Source organism: Solimonas terrae (assembly GCF_011067135.1).
GTDB classification, from domain to species: domain Bacteria; phylum Pseudomonadota; class Gammaproteobacteria; order Nevskiales; family Nevskiaceae; genus Solimonas; species Solimonas terrae.
In genome coordinates this window covers 469,692-484,444 of the sequence record NZ_JAAMOW010000001.1, presented here as the reverse complement: position 1 = coordinate 484,444, position 14,753 = coordinate 469,692, and the positions used below count along the sequence as shown (strand labels likewise).

15 protein-coding genes are annotated in these 14,753 nt (G+C 64.4%); all 15 read left to right on the top strand.

Annotated elements, in window-relative coordinates; genetic code table 11:
• The first annotated feature begins 20 nt into the window (after positions 1–20).
• The 15 genes from rpsB to lpxB all read left to right on the top strand — a co-directional run bounded on the left by rpsB (position 21) and on the right by lpxB (position 14,692).
• The gene (gene rpsB, locus G7Y85_RS02180; protein WP_166251075.1) at positions 21–836 is read left to right on the top strand and encodes a 30S ribosomal protein S2; all 816 of its coding nucleotides are present in this window, start codon (positions 21–23) and stop codon (positions 834–836) included.
• Positions 837–986: 150 nt separating this feature from the next.
• Positions 987–2,033 (top strand): translation elongation factor Ts, encoded by a 1,047-nt coding sequence (gene tsf / locus G7Y85_RS02175; protein ID WP_166251073.1) that lies wholly within the window; start codon positions 987–989, stop codon positions 2,031–2,033.
• 105 nt (positions 2,034–2,138) lie between these two features.
• Positions 2,139–2,858 carry a UMP kinase gene (pyrH, locus tag G7Y85_RS02170; RefSeq protein ID WP_166251071.1) on the top strand — a complete coding sequence of 240 codons (720 nt, stop codon included), beginning with the start codon at positions 2,139–2,141 and terminating at the stop codon, positions 2,856–2,858.
• 52 nt (positions 2,859–2,910) lie between these two features.
• Entirely contained in the window at positions 2,911–3,468 is a 558-nt protein-coding gene (frr, locus tag G7Y85_RS02165) for a ribosome recycling factor (protein WP_166251069.1), read from the top strand.
• Between the two features lie 52 nt (positions 3,469–3,520).
• A complete protein-coding gene (gene uppS / locus G7Y85_RS02160; RefSeq protein ID WP_206675462.1) occupies positions 3,521–4,222 on the top strand; it encodes a polyprenyl diphosphate synthase in 702 nt (233 codons plus the stop codon).
• Positions 4,223–4,240: 18 nt separating this feature from the next.
• Positions 4,241–5,071: a phosphatidate cytidylyltransferase gene (locus G7Y85_RS02155; protein WP_166251065.1), complete on the top strand. Its 831-nt coding sequence runs from the start codon at positions 4,241–4,243 to the stop codon at positions 5,069–5,071.
• A gap of 13 nt (positions 5,072–5,084) precedes the next feature.
• Entirely contained in the window at positions 5,085–6,254 is a 1,170-nt protein-coding gene (locus G7Y85_RS02150; RefSeq protein ID WP_166251063.1) for a 1-deoxy-D-xylulose-5-phosphate reductoisomerase, read from the top strand.
• Entirely contained in the window at positions 6,247–7,602 is a 1,356-nt protein-coding gene (gene rseP / locus G7Y85_RS02145) for an RIP metalloprotease RseP (RefSeq protein ID WP_166251061.1), read from the top strand. Before G7Y85_RS02150 ends, rseP begins: the two co-directional genes overlap by 8 nt.
• 19 nt (positions 7,603–7,621) lie before the next feature.
• Positions 7,622–9,931 carry an outer membrane protein assembly factor BamA gene (gene bamA, locus G7Y85_RS02140; RefSeq protein ID WP_366514906.1) on the top strand — a complete coding sequence of 770 codons (2,310 nt, stop codon included), beginning with the start codon at positions 7,622–7,624 and terminating at the stop codon, positions 9,929–9,931.
• Positions 9,932–9,970: 39 nt separating this feature from the next.
• The gene (locus G7Y85_RS02135) at positions 9,971–10,477 is read left to right on the top strand and encodes an OmpH/Skp family outer membrane protein (RefSeq protein ID WP_166251059.1); all 507 of its coding nucleotides are present in this window, start codon (positions 9,971–9,973) and stop codon (positions 10,475–10,477) included.
• Positions 10,478–10,618: 141 nt separating this feature from the next.
• Positions 10,619–11,677 carry a UDP-3-O-(3-hydroxymyristoyl)glucosamine N-acyltransferase gene (lpxD, locus tag G7Y85_RS02130; protein WP_166251057.1) on the top strand — a complete coding sequence of 353 codons (1,059 nt, stop codon included), beginning with the start codon at positions 10,619–10,621 and terminating at the stop codon, positions 11,675–11,677.
• Positions 11,655–12,131 carry a 3-hydroxyacyl-ACP dehydratase FabZ gene (gene fabZ / locus G7Y85_RS02125; protein ID WP_166251055.1) on the top strand — a complete coding sequence of 159 codons (477 nt, stop codon included), beginning with the start codon at positions 11,655–11,657 and terminating at the stop codon, positions 12,129–12,131. Before lpxD ends, fabZ begins: the two co-directional genes overlap by 23 nt.
• On the top strand, positions 12,128–12,919 hold the full coding sequence (lpxA, locus tag G7Y85_RS02120; protein WP_166251053.1) for an acyl-ACP--UDP-N-acetylglucosamine O-acyltransferase: 792 nt from the start codon (positions 12,128–12,130) through the stop codon (positions 12,917–12,919). The genes fabZ and lpxA overlap by 4 nt, the downstream gene beginning before the upstream one ends.
• A gap of 21 nt (positions 12,920–12,940) precedes the next feature.
• The gene (locus G7Y85_RS02115) at positions 12,941–13,498 is read left to right on the top strand and encodes a peroxiredoxin (protein ID WP_166251051.1); all 558 of its coding nucleotides are present in this window, start codon (positions 12,941–12,943) and stop codon (positions 13,496–13,498) included.
• A 39-nt stretch (positions 13,499–13,537) separates the two neighbouring features.
• Entirely contained in the window at positions 13,538–14,692 is a 1,155-nt protein-coding gene (gene lpxB, locus G7Y85_RS02110; protein ID WP_166251049.1) for a lipid-A-disaccharide synthase, read from the top strand.
• Positions 14,693–14,753 lie beyond the last annotated feature (61 nt).

Below are 14,753 nucleotides of genomic sequence, written 5' to 3'. Positions count from 1 at the left end.
CAACCTATGGAGTTTCAACAATGGCGGATATCACCATGCGCCAGTTGCTCGAAGCGGGTGCCCATTTCGGCCACCGCACGCGCTACTGGAACCCGAAAATGGACCAGTACATTTTCGGCAGCCGCAATCGCATTCACATCATCAACCTCGAGCAGACCCTGCCGATGCTGAAGGACGCCTGTTCCTTCGCCGGCAAGCTGGCTGCCAACGGCGGTCGCATCCTGTTCGTCGGCACCAAGCGTGCGGCCCGCGAGACGATCGAGGAAGAAGCCCGTCGCGCCGGCATGCCGTACGTCAACCAGCGCTGGCTGGGCGGCACGCTGACCAATTTCAAGACCGTCAAGGCGTCGATCAAGCGCCTGATCGAGATGGAAAAGCAGGTCGAGGACGGTTCGATTGCGCGCCTCAACAAGAAGGAGCAGCTGACCTTCACGCGCGAGATCGAAAAGCTGCGCAAGTCGCTGGGCGGCATCAAGGAAATGCCGAGCCTGCCGGACTGCCTGTTCATCATCGACACCGGTTACGAGAAGAACGCCGTGCTCGAAGCACGCAAGCTCGGCATCCCGGTCATCGCCGTCGTCGACTCGAACAACGATCCGGGTCCGATCGACTGCGTGATCCCGGGCAATGACGACGCCACCCGCGCGATCAAGGTCTACACGCAGTGCGTGGCAGACGCGATCATCGAAGCACGCGGTGCCAATCCGGTGGCGTTCCGCGTCACGGAAGAAAGCGTCGCCGCGGCCGAAGAGCGTGAGGCGCCGCGCAAGCCGCGCGCACCGCGCAAGCCGGGCAGCGATCGCCCGGGTCGTGGCGCCGGCGCGCGTCGCGAGTAAGCCGTTCGTGGACCGTGACCGCTTGCCGCAGGCATGCCGGTCACGGTCCACCGCTTCACCGGCCGGCCTGGATGCGCCACGCGCGTCGGCACGGCCAGTTTTTGCGGGCCGCATTGCGGCCCCCCTCACATCCAGAATTCAGGAAATCCCATGAGCACTCCCATCACTGCGGCCCTCGTCAAAGAGCTGCGCGAACGTACCGGCGCCGGCATGGGCGACTGCAAGAAGGCGCTCGAAGCCACCGGTGGCGACCTCGACAAGGCGGCGGAAAAGCTGCGCATGGACGGTTCGGCCAAGGCCGACAAGAAGGCCAGCCGCACCGCCGCCGAGGGCGTGCTGGCGATCGCCGGCAACGACGACGCAGTGGCGATCGTCGAACTCAACAGCGAAACCGACTTTGTCGCCAAGGGCGACGATTTCCGTACGCTGGCGCGCAAGGCCGCCGAAGCGGCGCATGCGCACAAGCCGGCCGATGCCGCGGCGCTGAGCCAGCTCAAGGCCGGCGATGTCACGCTCGACGAGCATCGTCGCACGCTGATCGCCAAGCTCGGCGAGAACATGACGATCCGCCGTTTCGAGATCGTCGAATCGGCGGGTGGCCCGCTGGTGACCTATCTGCATCCGGGCGACAAGATCGGCGTGGTGATTGCCATGGAAGCCGGCGATGTCGAACTGGCGCGCGATCTGGCGATGCACATCGCGGCGATGAGTCCGCGCTTCCTCGACGCCGGTGAAATCTCGGCGGATGTGCTCGCCACCGAGCGCCGCATCATCGAGGCGACGGTCGCCCAGGAACAGGCCGATGCCAGGGCCGACTCCGAAAAGTTTGCCAGCGCTCTGCAGGAAATGGATGCCGAGAAGCAGAACGGCACCTACGCCGCACTGTCCGACGACGAGAAGAAGAGCTGGGACGACGACTACGCGATGATCAAGAAGAAGCTCGGCGGCGGCTTCAAACCGAAGCCGGCGGAAATCCTCGCCAAGATGATCGACGGCCGCACCGCCAAGTTCATCGGCGAGATCACCCTGCTCGGTCAGCCGTTCGTCAAGAATCCGGACCTCACGGTCGAGAAGCTGCTTGCCGAAAGGAAGGCCAAGGTTGCGCGTTTCGTGCGCTTCGGCGTCGGCGAAGGCATCGAGAAGCAGCAGGTCGATTTCGCCGCTGAAGTCATGGCGCAGGCCGGCATCAAGGCTTAAGATCGGACGCCAAGCGCTTGAATGTGAAGAAGCCCCGGAAACGGGGCTTCTTTTTAAGTACCATGCGCGCGGAGCCGTTCCGCCCGTAGCCGTCGCCAGAAATCCATGAGCCAGCCTGCCTACCAGAGAATCCTCCTCAAGCTGTCCGGTGAAGCGCTGATGGGTGAACAGGCGTTCGGCATCTCGCCGGAAGTCACCAATTTTCTCGCCGGCGAGATCAAGGCGGTCGTCGACATCGGTGTGCAGGTCGCGCTGGTCGTCGGCGGCGGCAACATCTTCCGCGGCGAAGGTCTGGCGCGCGCCGGCATGGACCGCGTGACCGGCGACCAGATGGGCATGCTGGCGACCGTCATCAATGCACTGGCGCTGCAGGACGCGATCGAACGCGTCGGCATGCAGGCACGCGTGCAGTCGGCGATCCGCATCAACGAGGTCTGCGAGGACTTCATCCGCCGCAAGGCGATGCGTCATCTCGAAAAGGGCCGGGTGCTGGTGTTCGCGGCCGGCACCGGCAATCCGTTCTTCACCACCGATTCGGCGGCGGCGCTGCGCGCGGTCGAAATCGAGGCCGATCTGATGCTCAAGGCCACCAAGGTCGACGGCATCTACAACGCCGATCCGAAGAAAGATCCGCACGCCAAGCGCTATGACGAGGTGACTTACGACGAGGCGCTCGGCAAGCGCCTCGGCGTGATGGACCAGACGGCAATGGTGCTTTGCCGCGACCACGGCATGAAGCTGTGCGTGTACGACATGAGCGCACCGGGGGCGCTGCTGAAGATCGTCAGCGGTGACGCCAGCATCGGTACGCGCGTCAATCGCTGATCGACCCGGCGAACCTCTTACTGAAATTTTCCAGCTGTTCCGGAGTCCGCAGATGCTGAACAACATCAAGAACGACGCAAGTTCGCGCATGCAGAAGTGCGTCGACGTATTGAAGAGCGAACTGATGAAGTTGCGCACCGGCCGTGCCAGCGCCGCCTTGCTCGACCATATCCGGGTCGACTACTACGGCTCCGAAGTACCCTTGTCGCAGGCCGCGCAGGTCAGCGTCGAGGATGCCCGCACGATCCAGGTGCAGGCTTGGGACAAGGGTCTGGTCAGCGTCATCGAAAAGGCCATCATGACCTCGGATCTCGGACTGACGCCGAACACCGCCGGCCAGACCATCCGCATCAACATTCCGCCGCTCACCGAGCAGCGCCGCAAGGAACTCGCCAAGGTGGTCAAGAGCGAGGCCGAGAACGCCAAGGTCGCGATCCGCAACGTGCGCCGCGACGCCAATCAGGCGATCAAGGAGCTGGTCAAGAACAAGGACATTTCGACCGACGACGAGAAGCGCGGCGAAACCGAGATCCAGAAGCTGACCGACCAGTTCGTCGCCAAGGTCGATGAAGCCTCGGCCGCCAAGGAAAAAGAACTGCTGTCGATGTGACGCCGACGCGCGATCTGCGGTTCGCCGCGCGATGACCAGCATTCCTCCCGCCATGGGCAAGGTACCGATTCCCCAGCATGTCGCCATCATCATGGATGGCAACGGCCGCTGGGCGCAGGCGCGCGGCCAGCTGCGGCCCAGCGGTCATCGCGAAGGGGTCAAGGCGGTGCGCCGCATCGTCACCGCCGCGCGCGATCTCGACATCCGGGTGCTGACGCTGTTTGCGTTCTCGCAGGAGAACTGGAAGCGGCCGCCGCTGGAAGTGCGGCTGCTGATGGAGCTGTTGATGAGCACGCTCGAACGCGAGCTGCCGGAACTGCACAGGAACGGCGTGCGTCTGCGGGTGATCGGCGAACACAGCGGACTCAGTGTCGCCTTGCGCCAGCGCATTGCCGAGGCGCAGGACAAGACTGCGGCCAATACCGGCATGACCCTGGTGGTCGCGGTGGGCTACGGCGGGCAATGGGATATCGTGCAGGCGGCGCAGCGTCTGGCGGCGCAGGGCAGGGCCATCGACGCCGAGAGCCTGGAGCGCGAGCTGGTGACAGCCGACTGGCCGGCGCCGGATCTGCTGATCCGGACCGGCGGCGAATACCGGATCAGCAATTTCATGCTCTGGCAGATGGCCTATACCGAACTGTATTTCACCGATCTGCTGTGGCCCGATGCCGATGTGCAACTCTTGCGCGACGCCCTGCAGTGGTACGCCAGCCGCGAGCGGCGTTTCGGCGCCGTGCCGCATGTCCAGACCTGAGCCGGGAGCACGAACCCCATGCTGATGCAGAGAGTTCTGACCGCGCTGTTGCTGCTGCCCGTACTGCTCGCCCTGGTCTGGTTTGCGCCGACGCCCTGGCTGTACGCCGCGCTGGGCGGCATCGGGCTGGTGATGGCCTGGGAATGGACAGCGTTCATGGGGCTGAGCGCCCACACGCCGCTGCGCGTCGGCTATCTCGCACTGACGGCGCTGGTACTCGCGACGGTCTGGTTCAGTCCCGTCAACGGCCCGGCGCTGAACTGGGCGCTGGCGCCGGTCGCCCTGATCTGGCTGCTGATGCCGCTGCGTTTTCGCGCGTATTCGCGCGGCGGCGACAGCGGACCGATCGCGACGCCGGTGATGGCGATTGCCGGGCAGCTGATGATTGCCAGCACGCTGTTGTCGGTCGCAGCCTTGCACGCGCTGCCGAACGGTCCGATCAAGCTGCTGTTCGTGCTGTTCCTGGTGTTCGCGGCCGATACCGGCGCGTACTTCGCCGGGCGCAGCTTCGGCCGTCGCAAGCTGGCGCCGAAGATTTCACCGGGCAAGACCATCGAAGGTGCAATCGGCGGCCTGCTGCTGTGTGCGCTCTGGGGCGCGACGGCCGGCAGCTTCGCCTTCGGTCTGCACGCCGCCACGGCAATCGCGACGCTGATCGCGCTGTCCGTACTCGTCGCGATCGTCTCGATCATCGGCGACCTGACCGAATCGATGCTCAAGCGCATCGTCGGTCTCAAGGACAGTGGCCATATCCTGCCGGGGCACGGCGGGATTCTCGATCGCGTCGACAGCATCGTCGCCGCCGCGCCGGTCATGCTGCTGGGCCTGCGGCTCTGTGGTCTGGCATGAGGCGCGGGTCCTGATGCAGCAGCTGGTCATACTCGGTGCCACCGGCACGATCGGTCGCAACACGCTCGATCTGGTCCGCCGTCATCCGCAGCGCCTTCAGGTGCTGGCGCTGACCGCCAATCGCGATGTCGACGGCATGGTGGCGCTGTGCGCCGAATTCCGGCCGCGTCATGCGGCAATGGCGGATGCCGATGCGGCCGCCGAACTGCAGCGCCGTCTCGGCGCCGCCACGACCGTGCTCGGCGGTCCGGAGGCGCTCAACGAGCTGGCTGCGCATCCCGACGCCGATCAGGTGATGTCGGCGATCGTCGGTGCCGTCGGTCTGCTGCCGACGCTGTCGGCGGTGCGTGCCGGCAAGCGCGTGCTGATCGCCAACAAGGAGCCGCTGGTCATGGCTGGCGCCCTGCTGATGCGGGAGGCGGCGCGTGCCGGCGCGATGCTGATTCCGGTCGACTCCGAGCACAATGCGATCTTCCAGTGCCTGCCGCCGGACAGCCGTTGCGGACAGGCGCCGGCGCATGTGCGCCGGCTGATCCTGACCGCGTCCGGCGGGCCGTTCCGCGAAACGCCGCTGGAACAGCTCAAGGACGTCACGCCGCAGCAGGCGGTCCGTCATCCGAACTGGGTGATGGGCGCCAAGATCTCGGTCGACTCGGCAACGATGATGAACAAGGGCCTGGAGCTGATCGAGGCGTCCGTGCTCTACGATCTGCCGGACGCGCAACTTGAGGTGGTCATCCACCCGGAGAGCGCCATCCACTCGCTGGTCGAGTACAGCGACGGCTCGATGCTGGCGCAGCTGGGGCAGGCCGACATGCGCGTGCCGATCGCCCACGCGCTGGCCTGGCCCGAGCGCTGGGAATCCGGCGTCGGCGGCCTTGATCTCGTGGCGCTGGGCCGCTTCCGTTTCGAGGCGGCCGATCCGCAGCGTTTCCCCTGCCTCGAACTGGCGCGCAGCGCCCTGCGCGACGGCGGCGACTTGCCGAATGTATTGAACGCGGCCAACGAAGTCGCTGTCCAAGCCTTTCTGGAGGGACGGCTTTCTTACCCGGGGATTGCGCAGGTGATCGAAAAAACGCTGGCGGCAGCAACGCGGCGAACGGCGGCAGCGGGCGATCTCGACGCGATCCTTGCGGTCGACGCGGCCGCCCGCGCGCAGGCGCAGGAGGCCATCGGTGTTTGATTTTGCATGGTCGCTCGGCGGCTTCGTCATCACCATCGGCGTGCTGGTCGCGTTCCACGAATTCGGCCATTACTGGGTCGCGCGCCGTTGCGGCGTCAAGGTGCTGCGCTTCTCGATCGGCTTCGGCAAGCCCTTGTGGACGCATCGCACTCGCGACGGCGTCGAGTGGGCGCTGTCGGCAGTGCCGCTCGGTGGCTACGTGAAGATGCTCGACGAGCGCGAAGGCGAGGTGGCGCCGGCGGAGCTGCCGTATGCGTTCACGCGCGCATCGCTGCCGCGGCGCATGCTGATCGTCGCCGCCGGACCGCTATTCAATTTCGCACTCGCCATCGTCCTGTACTGGTGCGTGTTCGTCGTCGGCGTGCAAGGACTCAAGCCCCTGATCGGCACGCCCCCGGCCGGATCGGTGGCCGCGCACAGCGATCTGGTCGCCGGCGATCAGGTCATGGCGGTCGGCAACGAGGCGATTCCGACCTGGACCGAGCTGCGTACCGAAATCATCGAGCACGCGCTCGACAAGGACGCACTGCGATTGACCGTGAAATCGGCCGATGGCGCCCTGCGCTTGGTCAGCCTGCCGCTGTCCGGCGTGCGCATCGACCCCGAGTACCTGTTCGACGATCTGGGTCTGCAGCCATATCAGCCCGTCATCCCGGCCCGCATCGACAGCATCCTGCCGGGTGATCCTGCGCAGATTGCCGGCTTTGAGCCGGGCGATGTGCTGCTCAGTTATAACGGAACGCCGATCGATTCCTGGCAGCAATGGGCGCTGTGGGTGCGCGCGCACGCGGACGAAGTCGTCAAGCTGCGCCTGCGTCGTGGCGATCAGGAGCTGGAGCGCACGGTCATCCTCACGCATGCCGACGAGAACGGCAAAACCGTCGGCCGCTTCGGTGCCAGCGTGGCGTCACCGGGGGACTTGTGGCAGGATTTGCGCGCCGTCAGCAGATTCGGTCCGTTAGCGGCAATTCCACGCGCGGTGTCGGAAACCTGGCGGATGTCGTCGCTGACCTTGCGCATGCTGGCGCGCATGGTGACCGGCGAGGTGTCGGTCAAGAACGTCAGCGGGCCGCTGCAGATTGCGCAGGTGGCCGGTTATTCGGCGCAGATGGGCGTCGTTGCGTTCCTGAGTTTCATGGCGGTGGTCAGTGTCAGTCTCGGCGTGCTCAATCTGCTGCCGGTGCCGGTTCTGGACGGCGGCCATCTGTTTTATTACGGCGTGGAGGCTCTGAAAGGTTCGCCGCTTTCGGAGCGCGCGCAGGAAGCGGGGCAGCGTGTCGGTCTGACGATGCTGGCCTTGCTGATGGGACTCGCTTTTTACAACGATATCGTGCGCCTGCTGAACTGACCCCAAAGAAATAGAGCCGGTGAAAAGACTCAAGACTTCCAAGACGGCCATTGCGACGGCTCTGGCCGCGCTGGCGCTGACCGCGCGGGCACATGCATTCGAGCCCTTCCGAATTTCCGAAATCCGCGCCGAGGGTCTGCAGCGTCTCGAAATCGGCACGGTGCTGACGTATCTGCCGCTGTCGAACGGCGACACGCTGAATGACGCGACCTCGCAGCAGGCAATCCGCTCGCTGTATGCCTCGGGCCTGTTCCAGGACGTGCAACTCGAACGCGACGGCAATGCGCTGGTCGTCAAATTGCAGGAACGTCCTGCGATCACCAACTTCAAGCTGGAAGGCAACGAGAAGATCGGTGGTGACGAACTGAAGAAATCGCTGAAGGATCTCGGCCTGGCCGACGGCGAACTGTTCCGCCGCGACCTGCTCGATCAGGTCGAGCAGGAACTGCGGCGCCAGTACTATGCGAACGGCTATTACGCGGTCGGCATCGACTCCAAGGTGACGCCGGAGCCGAACAATCGCGTGTCGATCAACATCAAGGTCACGGAAGGGTCCGTCACCAAGATCACCGACATCAACATCATCGGCAATCATGTCTTCCCGACCGACGAGCTGCTCAAGCAGTTCGATCTGAAGACCACCAACTGGATGCCGTTCCAGAAGAGCGACCGCTATTCCAAGCAGTCGCTGTCCGGCGACCTCGAAAAGCTGCAGTCGTACTACCAGGACCGCGGTTACCTGAAGTTCTCCGTCGACTCGGTGCAGGTCGCGCTGACACCGGACAAGAAGTCGATCTACATCACGATCAATGTCAGCGAAGGCGATGTCTACAAGGTCAAGGATCGCCATTTCTCGGGCGACACGATACTCAATGATCGCTATCTCGAAATCCTGACCTCGACCAAGGCCGGCGACATCTTCTCGCGCAAGGAAGCGACCGATTCGTCCGACCGCATCGAAGCCGCGCTGTCCGACATCGGCTACGCGTTCGCGAAAGTCACGCCGGTGCCGGAAGTCGACGAGGAGCACAAAGAGGTTTCGCTGAACTACGTGGTCGATCCGGGCAAGCGCGCGTATGTGCGCCACATCGGATTTACCGGCAACAGCGGCACCAACGACGAGACGCTGCGCCGCGAAATGCGCCAGCTGGAAGCTGCGCCGTTTTCGAAGTCGGCGGTCGAGCGCTCGCGCGTGCGCCTGACGCGCCTGCCGTTCATCGAGAGCGCCGAAGTCGATACCAAGCCGGTACCCGGCACCGACGATCTGGTCGACGTCAATTTCAAGATCAAGGAGCGCCCGCCGGGCTCCGTGCAGTTCGGCGTCGGTTACTCCGGCTCTCAGGGCTTCCTGATCACCGGCCAGGTGACGCACACCAACTTCCTCGGCACCGGCAACCGCATCGATCTGCAGGCGGAAAACAACGTCTATTCGCGGTCGATCAATCTGTCGTGGACGGATCCTTACTTCACCGAAGACGGCATCAGCCAGACGATCTCGATGTTCTATCGAAAGTCGCAGGGCGTGATCCGGTATTCGTCGGGTTTCAACACCAACACGATCGGTGCGAACCTGACCTACGGCATTCCGCTGTCGGAGTTCATCGCCCTGCGAGCCGGTATCGGTGTCGAAGACACCTCGGTGGAAACCTTCCCGTCCAACAGTTCGGACGAAATCCTCAAGTACGTCATCGACAACGGCACCCAGTTCTTCAGCTGGCAGGCGCGTACCGGCATCAGCTACGACTCGCGCAATCGCACCTTCTTCGCGACGCGCGGCGCCCTGCACGCGCTGACCGCCGACATCGCGTTGCCGGGCGGTGATCTCGAGTACTACAACATCAGCTACCGCGCGCAGCAGTACGTGCCGCTGTTCTGGAAATTCACGGCCGAGATCAACGGCTCTGTCGGTTACGTCAACAGCTACGGCAACAACGATGTGCCGCCCTGGGAAAACTATTTCGCCGGCGGTCCGCAGACCGTGCGCGGTTACAAGGACGGTTACCTCGGTCCGCGCGACCATCCGACCAATCTGTTCAACAATCCGTACGGCGGCAAGCTGCGCACGACCGCGCAGACCAATGTCATCATCCCGCTGCCGATCGCGAGCGACGGCAAGTCGACGCGCCTCGAAGCGTTCTGGGACGTCGGCAACGTGTTCGCGGAACCCAACGATTTCGCCATCAACGAACTGCGGCAGTCTGCAGGCGTGGCGTTCTCCTGGTTCACGCCGTTCCTCGGTCTGCTCGATCTGAGCTACGCGGTTCCGCTCAATGCGAAGCCGGGCGATTCTCAGAACCGCTTCCAGATCAGCTTCGGTTCGGGCTTCTAAATTCATCAAGGCTGCAACACCTACACACGAGAGAGAGACATGATTCGTAAGTTCATTGCCATCACCGGCGTCATCCTCGCCTTCACGACGCTGCCGGCACTCGCCGACCTCAAGATCGGAGTTTTGAGTTCTGCTGATTTGATGCAGAAGGCGCCGCAGATCAAGGCCATGCAGGACCAGCTGAAGGCGCAGTTCGAGCGCCGCCAGAACGATCTGGAAGCCGACGCCAAGAAGCTGCAGGACGACGCCCAGGCCTTCCAGAAGGAAGCCGACATGCTCGCGCCGGCCGATCGTGCCAAGAAGGAAAAGGATCTGTCGACGCGCAAAATAGATATCGAATCAAAGGGCCGTCAGCTGCAGGACGACTTCAATTCGGCGCGCCAGCAGCAGTATGCCAAGGTGATGGATTCGATCAAAACCGTGATCGACGCAGTCGCCAAGGACAAGGGGCTGGATTTGATCATCGAAAACCCCCCGTTCGCCAAGCCAGAGCTTGATGTCACCGACGAAGTGCTCAAGCGCCTGCAGGCAGCCGGCACCAAGTAAGGCAGTTCGGCGGGCATGTGGCGCCAGCCGGCGCCGGCATGCCCGAAAATGAAGTTCGCGACGGCCTGCATGCAGGCCGTCGCCGTTTTCGCGGGATGCGCGTGCGCGTAAGCTTGCGCCAGTCCTCCGGGATGGCAACCAATGCCCACCTTCACACTCGATGAACTGGCCCGACGCTTCGGGCTGCAAGCGCGCGGCGACGCAGCGACTGCAGTGCATGGCGTCTGCAGCCTCAGCCCGGGCAAGCCGGGTTGCATCGGCTTTCTTTCGAATCCCAGGTTGCGCGATGAGCTGGCGACCAGCCTGGCCGCGATCGTCATCGTCACGCCGCGGCATGCCGACGCGGCGCGCGGCGCTGCCCTGATTGCCGCCGATCCCTACCTGGCCTACGCGCGAATTGCCCGGCTGTTCGATCCCGAGCGCGATTTCGTGCCGGGTGTGCACGCCGGCGCGTTCGTTGCCGACAGTGCGCAGATCGGTGCCGGCTGCCGCGTCGCGGCGGGTGCGGTGATCGATGCCGATGCCCGTGTCGGTACCGATGTCTATATCGGGCCCGGTTGCACGATCGGTCGCGGCGCCGTGATCGGCGACGGTGTGCGTCTGATCGCGAGGGTCAGCGTCGCGGCGCGGGTCGTGATCGGAGCGCGCTGCCAGGTGCAGGCTGGCGCCGTGCTCGGTTCGCGTGGTTTCGGCAATGCGCGCGGGCCGGGCGGCTGGGAAGAAGTGCCGCAACTGGGCTCGCTGATCATCGGCGACGATGTCGAGATCGGCGCCAATACCTGCATCGATCGTGGTGCGATCGACGATACGGTCATCGCCAACGGCGTGCGGCTCGACAACCTGATCCAGATCGCCCACAACGTCCGGATCGGCGAGCACACCGCGATCGCGGCCTGCACCGGGATCGCCGGCAGTACGCGCATAGGACGCCGCTGTATGATTGGCGGCGCAGTCGGCATCGCCGGTCATGTCGAGATTGCCGACGATGTGATTCTGCTCGGTCGGGCGATGGTGACCGGGTCGATTCCGAAAGCCGGTGTCTACGGCTCCGGACTGCCACTCGACGACGCGCGCGAATGGCGCAAGACCGTGGCCCGCGTGCGCCGTCTGGGTCGGCTCGAAGCGCGGCTGCAGCGACTCGAAAAACATTTAAGCCTCAATGCTGGAAGCCAGGACGATGACCACAGCGAAAGCATTTGATATCTGCGAAATCCTCAAGCTGTTGCCGCATCGCTATCCGTTCCTGCTGGTCGATCGTGTCACGATGATCGACGAAGCCGGCATGAAACTGACGGCGATCAAGAACGTTACCTTCAACGAACCCTTTTTCCCCGGCCATTTTCCCGGCATGCCGACCATGCCCGGGGTGCTGCAGCTCGAAGCACTGGCGCAGGCCGCCGGTCTGCTGGCGATCCACAAATCCGGCCTGCGCGCCGGTGACGGCTTGGTCCTGTACTTCGCCGGCATCGACAACTGCCGCTTCAAGCGGCCGGTTGTGCCTGGCGATCAGCTGAGCTTCGACATCGAACTGATCAAGCACAAGCGCGATCTGTGGAAGTTCAAGACCCAGGCGCGCGTCGGTGACGAAGTCTCATGCGAGGCCGAATTGCTGTGCGTGCTGCGCACGGTCGACTACGGAAACAAGGGCGCATGAGCGCGGTATCGCGCATTCACCCGACGGCGATCGTCGATGCCGGCGCGGAGTTGCACGAGACCGTCGAGGTCGGGCCGTACAGCATCATCGGGCCGGGCGTCACGATCGACGCCGGGACCTGGATCGGTCCGCACGTGGTGCTGCGCGGGCCGATGACGATCGGCCGCGACAACAAGATATTCCAGTTCGCCTCGCTCGGCGAGATCTCGCAGGACATGAGCGCCAAAGCCGATGATGCGACGCGTGTCGAAATCGGCGACGGCAACACGATCCGCGAATACGTGACGATCCAGCGCGGTACGCTCAAGGAAACGGCGGCGCTGACCCGGATCGGCGATCGCAACTGGATCATGAATGGCGTGCACATCGGCCACGACAGCATCGTCGGCAATCACAACATTCTCGCCAACAACACGGCGCTGGCCGGCCACGTGCTGATGGGCGATTGCGTCGGCTGCGGCGGCTACACGCTGATCCACCAGTACTGCCAGATCGGCTCGCACGTCTTCACCGGCGGCGGCAGCGTGATCACGCGCGATGTGGCACCGTTCGTCATCGTGCAGGGCTCGCCGGCGGCGGCGCGCGGCATCAACAGCGAGGGCCTGCGCCGACGTGGCTTCGCGGCAGACGATGTCGCGAAGATCAAGGACGCGTACAAGCTCGTCTACTTGTCGGGTCTGAAGATGGACGAGGTCAAGCAGGAACTGGCGAAGATGGCATCCGATTCCGCACATGTCGCGTACATGCTGAAGTTCATCGAAGGGTCGAAGCGCGCCCTGCAGCGCTGAATGTCATCACCGGAGTTTGCCATGCGTGCGATCAGAGTCCTGGCTGTCGCCCTGTTGGGTCTTGCCGCTGCAGCGCCGGCCTGGGCCGCCCTGGCCGTTGGCAGCGAGGCGCCGGACTTCTCGGCGCCGTCCGCGCTGGGCGGCGAGGACTACGCCTTCTCGCTGGCAGACGCGCTCAAACAGGGGCCGGTGGTGGTCTATTTCTATCCCAAGGCCTTTACCAAGGGCTGCACGATCGAAGCACATCAGTTCGCGCAGGCCATGGACCAGTACAAGGCGCTGGGTGCGAGCGTGATCGGCGTGTCCAGCGACGACATCGGCACCCTGCACAGGTTTTCGCTGAGCGAGTGCGGCAGCAAGTTTCCGGTCGCGGCCGATCCGGATCAGAAGATCATCAACGAGTACGACGCCAAGATGCCGCTGCTGAACTACGCGACACGCATCTCCTACGTGATCGCGCCGGATCACAAGATCATCTACGCCTACAGCGCGCTCGATCCGAGCGAACACGTCGCCAACACGCTGAACGCGATCAAGCAGTGGAAGCAGGCGCAAAGCGCGCCGACGGCGAGTCCGTGAAGCGTCTGCGATCGTGATCAGGCAAGCCGCGCAGATCGCATGTTGAGGATTGCGCTGGTCGCCGGCGAACTGTCCGGCGATCTGCTGGGCGGCGCCCTGGTTGCGGCCTTGCGCGAGCGCTTTCCGGCTGCACACTTCTACGGCGTCACCGGTGCGCGCATGACGGCGGCCGGCTGCGAGTCGATTGCCTCGATCGACGCACTGTCGGTCATGGGCATTACCGAAGTGCTGCCGGCCCTGCCGCGCATCCTGCGGCTGCGGCGGGATCTGGTCGCGCGCTTTTCCGCCGATCGGCCGGACCTCGTGATCGGCATCGATGCGCCGGATTTCAATCTTGGGCTCGAACGGCGCCTGCGCGATCGCGGCATTCGCACCGTGCACGTCGTCAGTCCGACGGTCTGGGCCTGGCGTGCCGGCCGCGTCAAGACGATCGCGCGCGCGGTGGAACGCATCCTCTGCCTGTTTCCGTTCGAGCCGGACTTCTACGCCCGGCATGGTGCACCGGACAAGGCCGTATACATCGGCCATCCGCTGGCCGATGAGCTCGATGCCGGGGTCACGCCGACGCAGGCGCGTGCCGCACTCGGCCTGCCGTTGCCCGGACCGCTGGTCGCGGTCCTGCCCGGCAGTCGCGGCTCCGAACTCAAGTATCTCGCCGAGCCGCTGGTTCGCGCGGCGGCGCTGATTGCGGCGCAGATGCCCGGCGCGCGCTTCGTGACGCCGATTGCCAAGCCGGCCTTGCGTGCGCGGATGCAGGCGGCGATTGCAAGCCATGCGCCAACGCTGTCGTGGACGCTGCTCGACGGCCAGTCGCGCGACGCCATGCGGGCGGCCGACGCGGTGCTGATCGCCTCCGGTACCGCGACGCTCGAATGTCTGCTGTTGGGCAGGCCGATGATCGTCGCCTATCGCGGTGCGCCGATAACGGCCTGGCTGCTGCTGTCGGCCGGCATGCTGAAGACCCCCTATGTCAGCCTGCCGAACCTGCTCACCGATCGGCCCGTGGTGCCCGAGTTTCTGCAGGGCGAGGTAAAGCCGGAATTGCTGGCCGAGGCGGTATTGTCGCTGCTGCGCGAGCCGGCGGCGCGCGATGTCCAGTTGCAGCAATTCGATGGCGTTCGGAGTCGGTTGCGCTGCGATGCGGCGCGCCGCGCCGCCGATGTGCTCGGCGATTTGCTGCAGAGTCAGCCCTGATCGCGTATTCGCGTACTGCGGCCGTCGTCAAGACTGTGATTCTGCGGCCGGGCGCCTAAAA